The organism is Desulfovibrio fairfieldensis (assembly GCF_001553605.1).
Classification (GTDB): Bacteria; Desulfobacterota; Desulfovibrionia; order Desulfovibrionales; family Desulfovibrionaceae; genus Desulfovibrio; species Desulfovibrio fairfieldensis.
On sequence record NZ_CP014229.1, the window covers coordinates 873,259 to 890,034 of the forward strand.

The window sequence follows — 16,776 nt, forward strand, 5'->3', positions numbered from 1 at the left end:
GTCTGAAGCGGCCTTGCGTCGGCGCGGCGGCTTGAATGGCCGCGCGCCGTGACGGTCATTCCCCTCCCCACGAGGGTTGGTGACGTTATCCGCCGATAAGCTGCATGGCCATCTGCGGCATGGAATTGGCCTGGGACAGCATGGCCACAGCGGACTGGGTCAGAATCTGATTGCGGACGAACTGCGTCATTTCCGTGGCCACATCCACATCGCTGATGCGCGATTCCGCCGCCTGCAGGTTTTCGGCCTGAATGGTCAGATTGGTGACCGTGTTTTCCAGCCGGTTCTGGGTGGCGCCCAGACTCGCCCGCACATTGTCCTTGGCCACAATGGCGTTGTTCACGGCCACCAGGGACATCTGGGCCTCTTCCTGGGTTGCGATGGAGCGGCCGCCGGCGCTGAAGGTTTTTGACGCCTCATAGACCTCCGCGAGCGCCGCGCTGCGAAGCTTTTCGAAGGCAGTACCATCAACCCCGCCTACCTGATTCTCGTATGCCATCAAGGCTCCTATCGCGCCATCATTGAACCCATAGAATTCCTGCTGCTCCGTTTCCGTGAATTCCTTTGGGTGACCATAATTGTACAGAGCCGCCTTGGCCCAGGCGAATTGCCATTTCTCCTTGTCTCTGTCGGAGAGTTTGGCAAAATCCTCTTTACCCTCAAAGAATTCGAGATGATAGCCTGTTTCCTTTGAGAGAAAGGACCCCGCAGTATCTTTGTCAGCGTTCCATATCCCCATGACATCCTCTACAGCATCATACGCATCTCCTCCTTTCGCCAGTGTGCTCAATACAGACTTAAAGTCGTCGGCGTACGTATCAACCAGCTTTTGCAGGGCGCCTTTAGCCGCGGCAGTAAAAGGATCGCCCTCAGCCGCATCAATTTGAGCGGAGAGGCTGTTCTTGAATTTGACGCTCAGGCGATCCAGCATATTGTCCAGCGTGGCGCCCTTTCCGAGGCCTAACGCCTCGGCCGTGCAGTCGTTGATATTAAGAAAGTAGTAGTCCTCGGCCGCATCGTTTGCCGTGCCGAAGTGCACCTTGAGAGCGCCGGTCGGGGTTGCCGTTTCGCCGTCGTGCTGGCCCTCGAGACTTCCGTCCAGGAGGTGAATGCCATTAAAGTCCGTGGCATTGGCGATACGGGTGATTTCAGCGGCCATGGCCTGATATTCGTCATCGATCATCTTGCGCTGGGTGGCATCATAGGTGCCGGTAGAGGCCTGTTCCGCCAGTTCCTTCATGCGCACCAGCTTTTCATCAATGACGCCCAATGCGCCGTCGGCGGTCTGGATCAGGGAAATGGCGTCGTTGGCGTTGCGCGCGCCCTGCTGCAGCGCGGCGATGTCCGAGCGCATCAACTCGCGGATGGCGAGCCCGGCCGCGTCGTCGGCCGCGCTGTTGATGCGCAGGCCCGAGGACAGGCGCCGGGTTGAGGTTTGCAGATTGCTGTAGTGGTCGGTCAGGGTGTTGGCGACGTTGGTCGCCATCTGATTGTGATTGACGTACATGACTATCCCTCCATGAATAGCGTCGTTCCTGCATGCGGAGCGCAAAGGCTCGTTTGCATCCGGGCAAGCGCCTGCGCGCCCTTCCCTGGTCAGGGAAGCGGCGGGCCATTGATTTCATGCGGGGGGCCGGGTAAGTTCACTTCGCATTCTTCAGGAACCATGCAACCGCCCGCAAGGCCCTTATCTTCCGTTTTGGGATATTTGTCAACTCAATTTGGGATAAATAATTTCTTTTTGAAATTATAGGAAATTCAAAGGGAGCACAGCCGGAAGAAAAGGGCGGGCGCTGTGATATCGGCTTGTTATGGAAACATTTGGCGAGCGGCTACGGCAGTTACGCGGCTCCCAATCACAGGCGGCCTTTGCCTCTCTGTTGGGAATTCCGCAGGTAACACTTGGAAATTACGAGCGAAACAGAAACCAGCCCCGTTTTGAAGTGATAGGCGATATTTGCGCCCGTTTTGAAGTGTGCCCGGAATGGCTTCTGTTCGGAACCGGCCCCATGCGCCCCGGCGCGGCGGCATCACCGGGAGAGGGGCCCCATGACGCGCCGCTTTCACAGGAGGCGGAGGCCCGCTGTGCCGCTCTTGAAAGTCAGCTGCGCGAAGTGAACAAGGAACGGCGCGAGCTGAGCGAGGAAAATCGTCGGCTGCACCGTGAAAAAGCCGCTCTGCTTGAGCGGAACGCGGAGTTGCGCGAAAGCCTGGCGCGGCTTGAAAGCGCGCGTTTGGTTTCAGGCCGTATCAGCCCTGGCGCGGATGCTGGCTAGGAGGGTGGACGCCCGACGGGCAGGGGATATGAAGACGGAGCAATGAAGTGATGCGGGCCGGGAGGTCAGCAGACGGCTCCGCCGAAGGCGGCGCCGTTATGAGGGACGGGAATTTGAGCCAGGCAGGCCGAACAGGCCGGTCAGCCGGGCGGCCAGAAAGTCCAGGGTCTGTTCCGGCGTGCGGCGGCCGCTTTTGACCTGCCACTCGGCGTCCGCCACGGCCGCCATGCCCTCAGCCAGGCCCCGTGGCCCGAGACGCAGTGCCAGTTGTTTCTTGAAGCCCGCCTCCGAGGGATGCAGGCGTACCTTTTCCCCGGCCTGGGTCTGCCAGAGCAGGCGCAGCTCACGGGCCAGCAGGGCCAGCAGGGAAAAAAGCAGGCTGTCGCTGTCCCGGCTGCGGGACAGTTCCTTCCAGACGGCGGCCAGATTACCGGCCTCCATATGCCGGATGCAGGCAAAGACGTTGCATTCCGGGCTCCAGGCGGCGGTTGCGGTCATGGCGGCGGTGATGGCCCCTCCGCCTGCGTCACCGGTCCCGCCGCGCAGAAGCGAGAGTTTTTGCAGTTCGTTTTCGATAGCCTGGGCGTCCGGTGGCACGGAGGCGCAGAACTGTTCCAGCGCATCGGCCTCAAAGGTCAGACCCAGATCGCGGGCGCGCTGCTGCACATGGCGCTTGACGCCGCGTTCGGTCAGGCCCTCATGCCGCCAGATCCAGCCCTGCCGGTCGGCAAAGGCCAGACAGCGCAGCTTGGCGATATGCGCCGGAATTTTGGGCTGCCCCTTTTCCCAGTTCACTTCCAGGCAGAAGAAAGGCCAGCACTGGGCCGAGGGCCTGGCCAGGGCCTGGGAAATCTTTTTCCAGACGGCCGCCGGCCAGAGCTGGGCCTGACGGACCAGCAGGACACGCGAAGCGCCGAACAGGCCTTGCAGGCTGAGCTGCTCCCAGAAGCGCGGGGGGGGGTCCTCGTCGCCCCAATAGACGTGACGTTCCCACGGGCCGCCCGCGGGTGGAAAGACAGCCAGTTGCTCCGCGAGATGCGCGCGGAGCAACTGGCTGTCCGGGCAGACCAGAAAGCTGAAACCGGGCCTGCCCTGTCTGTCGGTTCCGTTCTGCGGGCTCATGCCGGTGGCGGCCTAATTGGCCACGATGTTGACCAGTTTGCCGGGCACTACCACCACTTTGCGCACGGTCAGATCGGCTGTGTGGCGCTGCACGGCGGGATCGGCCAGGGCTGCCTGTTCCAGGGCGCCCTTGTCCGCTCCGGCGGGCACTTCCAACGTGCCGCGCAGCTTGCCGTTGACCTGCAGGGCCACGGTGAGCATGTCCTGGGCCGTGGCCGCTTCATCCCATTGGGGCCAGGGCTCGGCGGCAAGTTGCGCCGTGTGGCCCAGGCGCTCCCAGAGCTCCTCGCAGAGATGCGGGGTGATGGGCGAGAGCAGGGTCAGCACCGTGGCCATGGCCGAGGAGAAGACGCGGCGCTCTGCCTCGCTCCGGCCCAGTTTTTCGCGCGAAAGGTACATGGCGTTGACCAGCTCCATGACGGCGGCGATGGCCGTATTGAACTGGAAGCGGCCGCCCATGTCCTCTCCGGCCTTTTTTACCGTGAGGTGTTCCCTGCGGCGCAGATCGCGGCTTTCCCCGCTGTCTGCGTCTTCGGCGGAGGAGCCGCAGGCATTGAGCGGCAGCAGCCGGGCCTCTTCTTCGGTAAACAGCCGCCAGACGCGGGCGAGGAAGCGCGACGCGCCTTCAATGCCCGAGTCGGACCAGTCGAAATCCCGCTCCGGCGGGGCCGCGAACAGACAGAACAGGCGCACGGTGTCCGCACCGTATTTTTTGATCATCTCCGTGGGATCGACCACATTGCCCTTGGACTTGGACATCTTGCCGCCGTCCTTGAGCACCATGCCCTGGGTCAGCAGGTTGGTGAAGGGCTCGGCCAGATCCTTGGGGAAGAAGCCCAGATCGCGCAGTACCTTGGTGAAGAAGCGGGAATAGAGCAGATGCAGAATGGCGTGCTCCACGCCGCCGATGTACTGGTCCACGGGCAGCCAGTATTGCAGGGCTTCGGGCTTGAAGGGGGCTTTGTCGTCGCGGGCGTCGGTATAGCGGGCAAAGTACCAGGAGGACTCCACAAAAGTGTCCATGGTGTCGGTTTCGCGCCGGGCCGGGCCGCCGCAGCAGGGGCAGGCGCAGTCCGCGAAGGAGGGCGTTTCCGGCAGGGGAGAGCGGCCGTCGTCGCGCACTTTTACGTCCAGGGGCAGGAGCACCGGAAGGTTTTCTTCCTTTTCCGGCACCACGCCGCACTTTTCACAGTAAATCACCGGAATGGGCGCGCCCCAGAAGCGCTGGCGCGAGATGTTCCAGTCGCGCAGGCGGAACTGGGTGGTGGCTTTGCCCTTGCCGTCCTTGTCCAGGGCTTCGGCCACGGCCTTTTTGCCGTCCTCGTTGGGCATGCCGTCAAAGGAACCGGAATTGACCATGATGCCGGGTTCGGTCCAGGCTTCGGTCATATTTTGAGGATCGAGCTGACGCCCCTCGGGACTGATGACCACCCGCACAGGCAGACCGTACTTGCGGGCGAAGTCAAAGTCGCGCTGGTCGTGCGCGGGCACGCCCATGACCGCGCCGGTGCCGTAGTCGGCCAGGACGAAATTGCCCAGCCAGAGCGGCACGCGTTGGCCGGTGAAGGGGTGCAGGGCGTATGCGCCGGTGAAGATGCCTTCTTTTTCCAGGGTGTCGGACTGGCGGTCCAGGCGGTCCATGTTCCGGATGCGTTCCACAAAGGCGCGCACGTCCCCGGCTTTTTCGTAGCCCTCAATGAGCTTTTCCACCAGGGGATGTTCCGGGGCCAGGGTCATGAAGGTCACGCCGAACACGGTGTCCGGCCGGGTGGTGAACACCTCGATGCCCCGCACGCCGCCAATGCTTTTTTCCAGGCCGAAGCTGATGGCCGCGCCCGTGGATTTGCCGATCCAGTTGCGCTGCATGGCCAGCACGCGGTCCGGCCAGCCGCCTTCCAGGCGGGAGAGGTCGGCCAGCAGTTCGTCCCCGTAGGCCGTGATCTTCAGGAACCACTGGGTCAGATCCTTCTGTTCCACCCTGCTGTCGCAGCGCCAGCAGAGGCCGTCGATGACCTGTTCGTTGGCAAGCACAGTATGACAGGAGGGGCACCAGTTCTGCGGGGCCTTTTTACGGTAGACCAGGCCTTTTTCCAGCAGGCGCAGGAAGAACATCTGTTCCCAGCGGTAGTATTCCGGGCGGCAGGTGGCGATTTCGCGCGACCAGTCATAGGAATAGCCCAGGCGCTGCAACTGGGCGCGCATATTGTCGATATTGGCGTAGGTCCACTGGGCCGGGTGCACGTGGTGCTTGATGGCCGCGTTTTCGGCGGGCAGGCCGAAGGCATCCCAGCCCATGGGGTGCAGCACGTTGAAGCCCTGCATGCGCTTGCAGCGCGCCACCACGTCGCCGATGGAATAGTTGCGCACATGGCCCATGTGGATGTTGCCCGAGGGATAGGGGAACATCTCCAGCACGTAATATTTGGGCTTGTCGCTCTCATGGGTGCTGGCGAAGGCGTTTTCCTTCCGCCAGCGGGCCTGCCATTTTTCTTCGATAGCCTGCGGATTGTAGCGTTCTTGCGTCATGTGCGGATACCGTGCGGCGGGTTAGGAATTGGCGGGGGCCTGACCCGCGGACGGCACCAGTTCGCCGCTTTCCAGGGCCTTGGCCGCCGCGTCCAGAATGCCGTTGACGAAGTTTTTGGCGTTGTCTTCGCCGAACTGGCCGCTCAGCTCCAGCGCCTCGTTGATGGCCACCTTGGGCGGCACGTCCTGGCGGTAGAGCATTTCAAACACGGCCAGGCGCAGCAGGGTCAGTTCGATGCGGCCCATGCGGTCCACCCGCCAGTTGTGGGAAAAACGGCTGATGGCCGTGTCCAGTGCGGCGCTGTTGCCCCAGACGCCTTCCACCAGTTCCCAGGCGAAGCCCGTGGGCTCGCTGCCGAGATCCTGCTCGTCCATGGCCGTATTGTGGGGGGAGAGCACAAAGGCCCGGCGCAGGTCCGCGCGGCTTTCCGCCGGAGTGAAGGAAAGCCCGTAGAGCACCTGAAAGGCCAGTTCGCGCGCGCCCCGGCGGGTGGTGTTCTTAGCCTTGCTCATGGATTACAACTGCTCCAGCACGCGGATGGTTTCCAGCATGGCCGCGGCGGCTTCCACGCCTTTGTTGCCGCCTTTGGACCCGGCGCGTTCAATGGCCTGCTCGATGCTGTCGCAGGTCAGCAGGCCGAAGCCGATGGGCGTGCCGGACCCCAGCATGGCTTGGGCAATCCCTTTGCTGGCCTCGGCGCAGACATAGTCGAAGTGCGGGGTGCCGCCCCGGATCACCGCGCCCAAGGCCAGAATGCCGTCGTATTTGCGCGCATCGGCGAGCTTCTGGCAGACCAGGGGCAGCTCGAACGCGCCGGGAATGCGCACCAGGGTGATGTCCGCCGGGTCCAGGCCGTGGCGTTCCAGGTAGTCCAGAGCGCCGCCCACCAGGCGGTCCACGATGAAGTCGTTGAAGCGGGTTGCCACGATGGCGACCTTCAGGCCTTTGGCGTCGAGTCGGCCCGCGATGGTTTTGACTTGGTTCATGTAAACTCCTGTGCTGTGCAAGACGATGGCAAAAATACGTTTGCTTACTACTACTATAGAGTAGTAACGCTTTTTTTATATGAATCCGTTGCGCAGCAGCAGCTCCCGGCTGAGGCCCGCGCCCGTTCGCGTTGCCGCGTCGCTTCCGGCATCCTTGCCGGACAACCCTGACCAGGGGCCCAGCAGGCTGCGCACATATTTGCCGATGAGGTCCGTTTCCATATTGACGCGCGTGCCGGGCCGCCACAGGCGCATGGTGGTGCGCTTCTGCGTGTCGGGAATGATATTGACCTCCAGAAAATCCGGGCCGCAATCATTGACCGTCAGACTGATTCCGTCAAGGGCCACCGAACCTTTGGCAATGACTTCGGGGCCGAAAGATGCCGGAAATTCCAGGCGGCAGCACACGGATTGCCCGGAGGGGCGCACTTCGCGCACCGTGGCCAGGCAGTCCACATGGCCGCTGACCAGATGGCCGCCCAGGCGGTCGCCCAGAGCCAGAGCCCGTTCCAGGTTGACCGGATCCCCGTTGCGCAGAGTGCCCAAAGTGGTGCGCGCCAGGGTTTCCGCCGAGGCGTATGCCGTGAAGCCCTCGCGGCTGTGGCTTTCCACCGAAAGGCAGGCGCCGTTGACCGCGATGGATTCGCCGTCGATGACGTCCGTCAGGGTGAACAGGGGGCGGATGGCCAGGCGGCATTCCGTGCCGTTTTTGCGCAGGGAGGTTATTTCGCCCTGTCCCTGGATGATGCCTGTGAACATGCGGCTCAGGCCCCCCGGCCGGCGTCAGGCGGGACCGCCGGACGCAGCAGAATATGGACATCGTTGCCGCAGAGGCCGGTACGGCTGACCCGCAGGCGCAGGGCCTCGTCCAGGCTCAGGGGCGCACGCCCGGCGAACAACGGACGGGCATCGCTGTCGCCCAGGATCATGGGCGCGAGATGCAGATGGAATTCATCCACAAAGCCCGCTTCCAGCAGGGCCAGGGCCAGACGTCCGCCGCCTTCGCAGAGCACATAGGGGCAGCCCAGTTCCCGGCGCAGGGCCCGGAACAGTTCGGGAAAATCCGGGCCGCCTTGCGGGCCGGGTCCCAGGGCCAGCACGCGTACGCCCATTTGGCGCAGGGCCTGGGCCGTGGTAGAGGCCGCCGCGGCCGGGGAGGCCAGAAAAATCGTCTGACCGGGGCGTTCCTTGAGCAGATGGAAGTCAGCGTCAGGTTTGGGCAGACGCGAAGTCAGCAGGCAGGCCAGAGGCTGCGGGCCGTCGTAGCCGTCCTCGCGCGCGGTCAGCCGGGGATTGTCCGCCCGGAAGGTGCCCCCGCCCACCAGCACGGCCCCGCCGCTCAGTCCCAGACCCGCGCGCAGTTCCTGCACTTCATGGCGGGATGTCTCGCAGCTGATCCACTGGGACTGGCCGTTGCGTGTGGCGATCCGTCCGTCCAGGGTGGCGGCCATCTTCAAAATGACATAGGGCCTGTCCGTGCTTTGCCAGACCAGAAAATCCGCCACCAGATCGCGGCATTCCGCTTCGCAGACCGGGCCGAGCACTTCCACTCCGGCATCGCACAGGCGGGCCGCGCCGCCCGCGGCCTGGGGATTGGGGTCCGCCAGGCCCATAACCACCCGGCTGATGCCCGCGTCCAGGATGGCTTGGGTGCAGGGCGGCGTCTTGCCCTGGTGGTTGCAGGGTTCCAGCGTGACCACCAGGGTGCAGCCTTTGGGGTCCACGCCCCGCGTCGCCGCGTCTTTCAGGCAATCCACCTCGGCGTGGTCCCGTCCCGCCTCATGGTGCCAGCCGCGCGCCACAACCCGGCCGTCGCGCAACAGCACCGCCCCCACCGTGGGGTTGGGGCAGGCCTTCCAGCGGCCCTGTTCGGCCAAGGCTATGGCCTCGCGCATGAACGGAGCGAAATCCTGTTCAGTCATGGCGTTTTTCTCCGCTCATGCCCCCGGGCATACCGCTGATGCGGGGCGGGGTGAAGGGGAATTGTTCCACCGTGACGCCGGCCTCCCGCAGCATGGCCGTGGCCAGGTCGTCGGGATAGTCCTCGGCGTAATAAATGCGGCGGATGCCGCAATTGATCAGCATTTTGCTGCACAGCACACAGGGGTGGGTAGTGCAGTAGAGTTCGGCGCCCTGAATGTTGATGCCGTGCACCGCAGCCTGGATGATGACGTTCTGCTCGGCGTGCAGGCCGCGGCAGATCTCATGGCGCTGGCCCGAAGGAATGCCGAGCTGCTCGCGCAGGCAGCCCACCTCCAGGCAGTGGGGCACGCCTGCGGGCGCGCCGTTGTAGCCTGTGGCCAGAATTCGTTTGTCTTTGACGGCCACGGCGCCCACCCGGCGGCGGGTACAAGTGGAACGCTCGCTTACCAGATAGGTGATATTCATGAAATAATCAGGCCAGGGCAGTCGTTGCATAGGACGCTCACAAAAAGATTTCCAGCAGTTTACACAGAGGCGGCCCAAAAGCCAAGCCGCGCGGAGTGCGGCACGGAAAACGAAACAGGCCGCGCAAACGGCCTGTTTGAGAGCGGTTCACGCTTTTTAATCGTGCATTGCTCTATCCTGATGAATCATAAAAATTGGGGGAGGGAGCCCCTCCCCAAAAAACGAAAGGACGCGGGCTACCAGGTGAACAGCGGGAACTGGCGGGCGAAGTCCTCCACATTCTTGCGAATGCGGGTCAGCTCCTGGGCATCCTGGCGTTTTTCCAAAGCCTCCACGATGAAACCGCCCACCGTGCGCATATCTTCCTGTTGCAGGCCGCGCGTAGTCAGGGCCGCCGTGCCCAGGCGGATGCCCGAGGTCACAAAGGGCGAGCGGGTTTCAAAGGGCACGGTGTTCTTGTTCACCGTGATTCCGGCTTGGTCCAGGGCCTGTTCGGCGTCCTTGCCGGTGATATCCTTGTTGGTCAGGTCCACCAGCATGAGGTGGTTGTCCGTGCCGCCGGAGACGAGTTCGAAACCGGCGTCCATCATGGATTGGGCCAGAGCGGCGGTATTGTCGAGCACCCGCTGCTGATAGGCCGCGAAGGCCGGGCGCAGGGCTTCGCCGAAGGCCACGGCCTTGGCCGCGATGACGTGCATCAGCGGGCCGCCCTGGATGCCGGGGAAAATCTGGCTGTTCAGGGTCTTGGCGTTGTCCTCGCTGGAGAGGATCATGCCGCCGCGCGGGCCGCGCAGGGTTTTGTGCGTGGTGGTGGTGGTGATATGGGCGTGGGGAATGGGGCTCTCGTGCAGACCCACGGCCACCAGGCCCGCGATATGGGCCATGTCCACCATCAGTTTGGCCCCCACCTCGTCGGCGATGGCCCGGAAGCGGGCAAAGTCGATGCGGCGCGGATAGGCGCTGGCCCCGGCCATGATTACGGCGGGCTTGTGCTCGCGGGCCAGAGCGGCCACTTCGTCATAATCGATGCGGCCTGTTTCCTTGCGCACGCCGTAGGAAACGACCTTGAACAGGCGACCTGAGAAGTTCACCGGGCTGCCGTGGGTCAGATGCCCGCCGTGGGAGAGATTCATGCCCAGGATCACGTCGCCGGGCTTGAGGCAGGCGAAATAGGCGGCCATATTGGCCTGGGAACCGGAATGGGGCTGCACGTTGACGTAGCCGCAACCGAAGAGCTGCTTGGCCCGGTCCTGGGCCAGGGTTTCGGCGATGTCCACGTATTCGCAGCCGCCGTAATAGCGCTTGCCGGGATAGCCTTCGGCATATTTGTGGGTCAGCACGCTGCCCTGGGCTTCGCGCACGGCGGGCGAAACAAAGTTCTCAGAGGCGATCAGTTCCAGTTTGCTCACCTGCCGGTCGGATTCCAGAATGATGGCCCGGGCCAGCTCCGGATCTTGAAGCAGAATTTCGTCCATGAACGCTTGTCCTTTGCTTACGGATTTCCGCGGAAATCAGTAAACACCGGTCGTGAGACCGATGCGCCGCCGCGGGCGGCGGAGGCAAGGCGCAACCGCGTTTGCGCCGCCGATTTCGCGGTAAACTGAAAAATTTTACCGCGCATATCTGTAAGAATGCTGCCCGCCACGGCGGCGGGCAGTGTTGTTCGCAACATATTTTGCAGGATCGTCAGCGAAAAAATTTGTCTTTTCGCTAAAACCCTAGGCTGGTGAAGCGCGGCGTTTAGTAGCGCTTACTCGGTCCACTTTTTCAGAATCAGGCTCGCATTGGTGCCGCCGAAGCCGAAGGAATTGCACATTGCGTATTCACAGGCAACGTGCCGCGAGCCGTCCGCCAGATAATCCAGATCGCACTCAGGGTCGGGATTTTCCAGGTTGATGGTGCCGGGCAGCATTTCTTCTCGCAGGGCCAAGGCCGTGAAGACCGTCTCAATGCCGCCCGCCGCGCCCAGCAGGTGGCCGGTCATGGACTTGGTGGCGGAGATTTTGATCTTCCCGGCGTGCTCGCCGAAGACCAGCTTGATGGCCTTGGTTTCCGTGCTGTCGTTGAGCTGGGTGGAGGTGGCATGGGCGTTGATGTGACCCACGGCCTCGGGCGCGATGCCCGCCTCGCGCAGGGCGTTCTGCATGGCGCGGGCCATGCCCTCGCCGGTGTCGCAGGGGGCCGTCATGTGATAGGCGTCGCCGGAAGCGCCGTAACCGGCCACTTCCGCGTAAATCTTCGCGCCGCGCGCCCGGGCGGATTCAAGACTTTCCAGCAGCAGGAGGCCCGCGCCCTCGCCGATCACAAAACCGTCGCGCTTGCCGTCAAAGGGGCGGGAAGCGTGCGTGGGGTCGTCGTTGTAATGGGTGGACAGGGCTTTGAGGGCCGTAAAACCGGCCACCCCCAGAGGCGTCACCGTGGCTTCCACGCCGCCGGAAATGGCGGTGGTGGCCCGTCCCAGCAGAATTTCGCTGTAGGCCGTGCCCACAGCGTGGATGGCCGAGGCGCAGGCTGTGGTGGTGACGATGTTGGGGCCTTTGGCCCCGGTGAAAATGGAGATCTGCCCCGGTCCCATATTGGAAATCAGCATGGGAATCATAAAGGGCGAAATTTTGTTGGGCCCGGCTTCCAGCAGCTTGGTGTGGTACGTCTCCAAGGTGTGCAGGCCACCAAGGCCGACGCCGAGGATCACGGCCACATCGTAGGCATTGGCCTCGGTGACTTCAAAGCCGGCGTCCTGCAACAGCATCTTGGCCGAGGCCACGGCAAACTGGGTGAAGCGGTCCATGCGCCGCACCTGTTTGGGAGGCATATAGTTCTCGGGCACGAAGTTTTTCACTTCGCCGGCGATGCGTGAATCGTAGGCCGAAGCGTCAAACAGCGTGATGGGCGCGATGCCCGACTCGCCGGCAAGCAGGCGTTTCCAGGTGGTTTCAATGTCGTTGGCGAGAGGCGTAACGCCGGCTACGCCGGTGATCACTACGCGGGGACGGGTCATGCGGACTCCTTTTGGGCGGGGGGCCGATTCCCCCCGCTCTGCGGATGACTACCGGCCAAGACATGTGCCGTTACGCAACGGCGCGAAACCGCGTCCGCGCCTGTCGCGCATCCGCCGGAAACGCTAGGCCGCCGGATGCGGAACGGACATGCCCCGTTCCGGCTGCGGCCCTTTATGACAAAGGAACCGCCGCCGGGCCGTACTATTTTTTGTTTTCAATATAGGAAATGGCGTCCTGGACCTTGAGAATTTTCTGGGCGTCGTCATCGGCGATTTCGATGTCGAACTCTTCTTCCATGGCCATGATCAGTTCGGTCAGGTCCAGGGAATCAGCGCCGAGGTCTTCCACAAAGGAGGCTTCAGGCTTCACTTCATCGGCGCTCACGCCCAGTTGGTCCACAATGATTTTTGTTACTTTTTCCGCGACATCAGACATGGTATCCTCCAGGTAATATTGACTCTTATCATATGCCCCGGTGGCGCGCAGGCGCTCCGGGCGCGTTGCCGCAGGGTTGGGCGCGCCGTCTCAGCAGTACATGCCGCCGTTGACGGCCAGCACCTGTCCGGTGATGTATCCGGCTTTGTCCGAAGCCAGAAAAGCCGCAGCCTCGGCCACATCCTGGGCCACGCCCATGCGCTTCAGGGGAATGGATTCCACATAGCTCGCGCGCACGTCGTCGTTCAGGGCCGCCGTCATATCGGTTTCAATGAAGCCCGGAGCCACGGCATTGACCGTGATCTGGCGGGAGGCCAGCTCCTTGGCGCAGGATTTGGTGAGGCCCAGCAGACCGGCCTTGGCCGAGGCATAATTGATCTGTCCGGCATTGCCCATCTGGCCCACCACCGAAGAAATATTGATGATCCGCCCTTTGCGGTTTTTACTCATGATCTTGGCGGCTTCACGAGTGCAGACAAAGGCTCCGCGCAGATTGACGGCCAGGACCTTGTCGAAATCCTCGTCCTTCATGCGCACCAGAAATCCGTCCTTGGTGATGCCTGCATTGTTGACCAGCACGGCCAAGTCCACCTTGTCCTTGATTTCCGCGGCGAAAAAATCCGCCACGGCCGCGCTGTCGCCCACATTGAGGGCGAAGGCACGGGCCCGGCCTCCGGCCGCCGTGATTTCGGCCACGGCCTGTTCCGCCTCTTCGGGGCGGCTCACATAGGTGAGAAAAACCTGAAAGCCGTCGCGGGCAAGGGTCTGGGCGATGGCCCGGCCGATGCCGCGCGAACCGCCGGTCACCAGGGCCGTGGGGAGCGTCTCTGCGGCGGAAGGCGTGGACTGCGCTGTGCTCATGCTGGTTCTGCCTTTGCTGTGGGAACGTGGAATGCTGTTTATAGCTCAGACACGGGGGAATTTCAATGCGCGCGTGCGCCGGTCAGTGGCGTGGCCCGACACGGGATGCGGTGATTATCAGAATTTTTGTCCTTTGCCGGGAAGGCGAACGCCGGGCGGTATGAATTTCGCACGGAGCGAGCCTGCCGCAGGCAATGGGCAGAAAGACCATCAACCGGCGCTTCCTTAAAAGCTCAACAGGGCCGCCCCCCACGTGAGCCCGGCGCCGAAAGCCGTCATCAGCACGCGGCTGCCCGGCGCTATGCGCCCGGCGGCACGAGCTTCAGCCAGCGCCAGCGGGATGGAGGCCGACGAGGTATTGCCGTACCTCTCCACATTGGTGAACACGCGGTCCTCGGCAATGTTCAGGCGGCTGCCCACGGCTTCAATGATCCGCATATTGGCCTGATGCGGCACAAAAAGGTCCACATCCTCAATGGAAAGACCGTTGCGGGCGAGAATCTGCTCGCAGATGCGCACCATCTGGCGCACGGCGTGCTTGTAGGTCTCACGGCCCTGCATGGTGATGAAAAAGTTTTCGTCGGTGGGCTGGCCCAGGCCGTAGCGGCAGGCCGTGCCGCCGCCCACGGTGATCAGGTCTCGCTGGTTGCCGTCGCTCTGGCAGATGACGTCTTCCACTCCGGCCAGGGCTTTGTCCGCCGAGGCCGTGAGCACGCAGGCCGTGGCCGCGTCGCCGAACAGCACGCAGGTGGAGCGGTCGCTCCAGTTGACGCGGCGGGTCAGGGCTTCGGTGCAGACGAAAAGGATGCGCGCCTCCGGGGCCTGGCAGAGCATGGCCCGGCAGATGGAAAGACCGTACAGAAAACCCGAGCAGGCGGCGCTGAAATCAAAGGCCATGACCGGGCCCGCGCCCAGCTTCCCGGCCAGAATGCAGGCCACGGAAGGGGAAAGCAGGTCCGGCGTGCAGGTGGCCGCGACGATGTGGGTCAGGTCGCCCGCGTTGATGCCCGCATCTTCCAGGGCGCGGCGGGCGGCGACCAGGCCGAGATCCGAGGCGTTGTCCGTATCCGCCAGCTTGCGGCGCTGTTTGATGCCGGTGCGCGCCACGATCCATTCGTCGTTGGTGTCCACCAGTTTTGCCAGATCGTCATTGGTCAGCACCGTGTCCGGCGCGTTGGCGCTCAGCGCGTGCAGATGGCAGGTTGCAGTCATGGCGTGTCCGTCAGTTAGATGGCGCGGGAGAAACGGGTCAGCTCTTCGTTGGCCAGGATGGTTTCGGCAAGGCGGTCATTGGTGCCCTTGCGCACGAACGTGCCGCTCATCTTGATGGCGTTGCTCATGGCACGGGCGCTGGAACGGCCATGGCAGACAATGGCCAGACCATGCAGGCCGAGCAGCGGCGCGCCGCCGTATTCGGCATAGTCGATGGTGCGGGCGAAGTGCTTGAACGCGCCCTTGGCCAGCATGCCGCCCAGAGCGGGCAGAAGGCCCGAGGTAAAGACGCGTTTGAGCATGCGGATCAGGGAGGCGGCCAGGCCTTCGCTCATCTTGACCACCACATTGCCCACAAAGCCGTCGCAGATGACCACATCAATATCGCCGGTGAAAATATCGCGGCCCTCGGCATTGCCGATGAAGTTGATGTTCTGGGCCATCTTCAGCAGTTCATAGGCCTCCTTGACCTGGCAGTTGCCCTTGCCTTCCTCCTCGCCGATGCTCAGCAGGCTCACGCGCGGCGCGGCATAGCTGAGCAGGTCGCGGGCAAAGGCGTCGCCCATGAGCCCGAACTGGAAGAGGTGGTACGGGCGGCAGTCCACATTGGCTCCGGCGTCCAGCACCACCACGGGATTTTTTTCCGTGGGCAGCAAGGCGGCCAGGGCCGGACGCTCCACGCCGGGCAGGCGGCCCATGATGAACATGCCGCAGGCCACCGTGGCCCCGGAGTGCCCGGCGCTGACCACGCCGTCGGCCGCGCCTTCCTTGACCAGGCGGCAGGCCACCTGGATGGAGGCGTTTTTCTTGCGGCGCAGGATGTCCGAAGGCTTTTCGTTCATGTGCACCACATCATCGGCCTGGACAATATCGAAATGCACGTTGGCGAGGTCGATCTTTGCCAGCTCGGCCTCCAGCTTGGGGGTGTCGCCCACAAGCTGCACGTGCAGATCGTGGAGACGGGCGGCCTCAATGGCGCCCGGCACCACCACGGAGGGGCCGAAGTCCCCACCCATGGCGTCCACGGCGATGATGGGGCGCTCGTTCATTATTCGGCTTCGGTTTTGGCGATCACCTGGCGGCCCTTGTACGCGCCGCAATTGGGGCAGACGCTGTGGGGCACGGTGGGTTCGCCGCAGGAGCAGTAGATGACGGCGGGAGTGGCCACGCGGTCATGGGAACGGCGCATGCCCTTGCGGGAACGGGATTTCTTATTCTGCTGAACAGCCATGGTATTCTCCTTTTCCGGCAGGCCGGAATGCTTGAACGAAATAACGCGGTTAAGGATAATACCCAACCGCAAGACAAAACGACATAGCCGAATTTTTTGCAAATGTCTAGGTTTTATGCAGGGTGAGGCCGCGCAAAACCGCCAGCCGGGGATCGCCTTCATCCGGGATGCAGCCGCATGTTCCGTTGTTCAGGTTGGTCCCGCACTGGGGGCAGAGCCCCTTGCAATCCGTCTTGCAGAGCGGATTGACCGGCAGAGCCAGCACGAACTCCTCCCAGCAGACAGCGGCCAGATCCAGCATGGGCATGGTGCGCTCATAGACGATGCGGCTTTCCGTTGCCTCGGCGTCAGCCGCGCCGTTGCCGCCGCTCGCATTCTGGACGGCATCAACATCGTCCTCGCCCGGCAGTTCTTCGAAGTCTTCAAAGTCGGTCCGGATGTCGACCACGGTATCTTCAGCGCAACGGTTGCAGGGCAGCACGACCTGACCGTGCAGTTCGCCGCGCACCAGGCAGCCGCCCTCGGTGGGCAGCACGCTGATATGCGCGTTGAGGGGCCCGCTTATCCGGCAGTCCATGCCGAATTCCCGCATAGGCGTCTGCCAGATGGCCGGGTCGTCCAGGTCGAATTCCTTGCCGTCCGGCGGCAGGTCATTGATGGATATACGATATTTCTGCATGATAACCTCGAAAGAGGGTGTTCATACCCGCCGCGTCCGGCCCTGTCAAGGGAGGGCGGG

17 protein-coding genes and 3 pseudogenes are annotated in these 16,776 nt (G+C 63.0%); 2 read left to right on the forward strand and 18 right to left on the reverse strand.

Annotated elements, in window-relative coordinates; genetic code table 11:
- Positions 1–85: 85 nt before the first annotated feature.
- Both AXF13_RS03800 and AXF13_RS03805 read right to left on the reverse strand, forming a co-directional pair.
- A pseudogene (locus tag AXF13_RS03800) lies at positions 86–400 on the reverse strand (flagellin); the annotation flags it as partial.
- A 543-nt stretch (positions 401–943) separates the two neighbouring features.
- Positions 944–1,507, reverse strand: a pseudogene (locus tag AXF13_RS03805) (flagellin); the annotation flags it as partial.
- 304 nt (positions 1,508–1,811) lie between these two features.
- Here AXF13_RS03805 and AXF13_RS17430 point away from each other — a divergent pair.
- Both AXF13_RS17430 and AXF13_RS17210 read left to right on the forward strand, forming a co-directional pair.
- Positions 1,812–1,931, forward strand: a pseudogene (locus AXF13_RS17430) (helix-turn-helix domain-containing protein); the annotation flags it as partial.
- A 78-nt stretch (positions 1,932–2,009) separates the two neighbouring features.
- Positions 2,010–2,276 (forward strand): hypothetical protein, encoded by a 267-nt coding sequence (locus AXF13_RS17210; RefSeq protein ID WP_223300019.1) that lies wholly within the window; start codon positions 2,010–2,012, stop codon positions 2,274–2,276.
- A gap of 96 nt (positions 2,277–2,372) precedes the next feature.
- On the opposite strand, the gene holA is transcribed toward AXF13_RS17210, so the two are convergent.
- From holA to AXF13_RS03885, 16 genes are all read right to left on the reverse strand, one after another.
- Positions 2,373–3,398, reverse strand: a complete 1,026-nt coding sequence (gene holA, locus AXF13_RS03815) for a DNA polymerase III subunit delta (RefSeq protein ID WP_062251705.1) — start codon at positions 3,396–3,398, stop codon at positions 2,373–2,375.
- A gap of 12 nt (positions 3,399–3,410) precedes the next feature.
- Positions 3,411–5,924: a leucine--tRNA ligase gene (gene leuS, locus AXF13_RS03820; protein WP_062251706.1), complete on the reverse strand. Its 2,514-nt coding sequence runs from the start codon at positions 5,922–5,924 to the stop codon at positions 3,411–3,413.
- A gap of 21 nt (positions 5,925–5,945) precedes the next feature.
- Positions 5,946–6,437, reverse strand: a complete 492-nt coding sequence (gene nusB, locus AXF13_RS03825; RefSeq protein ID WP_008684729.1) for a transcription antitermination factor NusB — start codon at positions 6,435–6,437, stop codon at positions 5,946–5,948.
- A 3-nt stretch (positions 6,438–6,440) separates the two neighbouring features.
- A complete protein-coding gene (gene ribH / locus AXF13_RS03830) occupies positions 6,441–6,911 on the reverse strand; it encodes a 6,7-dimethyl-8-ribityllumazine synthase (RefSeq protein WP_008684728.1) in 471 nt (156 codons plus the stop codon).
- Positions 6,912–6,986: 75 nt separating this feature from the next.
- A complete protein-coding gene (locus AXF13_RS03835; protein ID WP_062251707.1) occupies positions 6,987–7,670 on the reverse strand; it encodes a riboflavin synthase in 684 nt (227 codons plus the stop codon).
- Between the two features lie 5 nt (positions 7,671–7,675).
- Entirely contained in the window at positions 7,676–8,833 is a 1,158-nt protein-coding gene (gene ribD, locus AXF13_RS03840; protein ID WP_062251708.1) for a bifunctional diaminohydroxyphosphoribosylaminopyrimidine deaminase/5-amino-6-(5-phosphoribosylamino)uracil reductase RibD, read from the reverse strand.
- Complete coding sequence (locus AXF13_RS03845; RefSeq protein ID WP_009301855.1) at positions 8,826–9,329, reverse strand: deoxycytidylate deaminase; 504 nt, start codon at positions 9,327–9,329, stop codon at positions 8,826–8,828. Before AXF13_RS03845 ends, ribD begins: the two co-directional genes overlap by 8 nt.
- A 206-nt stretch (positions 9,330–9,535) precedes the next feature.
- Positions 9,536–10,774 (reverse strand): serine hydroxymethyltransferase, encoded by a 1,239-nt coding sequence (glyA, locus tag AXF13_RS03850; protein WP_009301853.1) that lies wholly within the window; start codon positions 10,772–10,774, stop codon positions 9,536–9,538.
- A 17-nt stretch (positions 10,775–10,791) separates the two neighbouring features.
- On the reverse strand, positions 10,792–10,971 hold the full coding sequence (locus tag AXF13_RS16450) for a hypothetical protein (protein WP_150116066.1): 180 nt from the start codon (positions 10,969–10,971) through the stop codon (positions 10,792–10,794).
- Between the two features lie 78 nt (positions 10,972–11,049).
- Complete coding sequence (gene fabF, locus AXF13_RS03855) at positions 11,050–12,297, reverse strand: beta-ketoacyl-ACP synthase II (protein ID WP_062251709.1); 1,248 nt, start codon at positions 12,295–12,297, stop codon at positions 11,050–11,052.
- Between the two features lie 202 nt (positions 12,298–12,499).
- A complete protein-coding gene (acpP, locus tag AXF13_RS03860) occupies positions 12,500–12,733 on the reverse strand; it encodes an acyl carrier protein (RefSeq protein ID WP_008684722.1) in 234 nt (77 codons plus the stop codon).
- Positions 12,734–12,823: 90 nt separating this feature from the next.
- Positions 12,824–13,594, reverse strand: a complete 771-nt coding sequence (fabG, locus tag AXF13_RS03865) for a 3-oxoacyl-[acyl-carrier-protein] reductase (protein ID WP_062251710.1) — start codon at positions 13,592–13,594, stop codon at positions 12,824–12,826.
- 225 nt (positions 13,595–13,819) lie between these two features.
- The gene (locus AXF13_RS03870) at positions 13,820–14,806 is read right to left on the reverse strand and encodes a beta-ketoacyl-ACP synthase III (protein ID WP_062251711.1); all 987 of its coding nucleotides are present in this window, start codon (positions 14,804–14,806) and stop codon (positions 13,820–13,822) included.
- Positions 14,807–14,820: 14 nt separating this feature from the next.
- Complete coding sequence (gene plsX, locus AXF13_RS03875; protein WP_062251712.1) at positions 14,821–15,855, reverse strand: phosphate acyltransferase PlsX; 1,035 nt, start codon at positions 15,853–15,855, stop codon at positions 14,821–14,823.
- Positions 15,855–16,037 carry a 50S ribosomal protein L32 gene (gene rpmF, locus AXF13_RS03880; protein ID WP_062251713.1) on the reverse strand — a complete coding sequence of 61 codons (183 nt, stop codon included), beginning with the start codon at positions 16,035–16,037 and terminating at the stop codon, positions 15,855–15,857. The genes plsX and rpmF overlap by 1 nt, the downstream gene beginning before the upstream one ends.
- A gap of 106 nt (positions 16,038–16,143) precedes the next feature.
- Complete coding sequence (locus AXF13_RS03885) at positions 16,144–16,716, reverse strand: YceD family protein (protein ID WP_062251714.1); 573 nt, start codon at positions 16,714–16,716, stop codon at positions 16,144–16,146.
- Positions 16,717–16,776 lie beyond the last annotated feature (60 nt).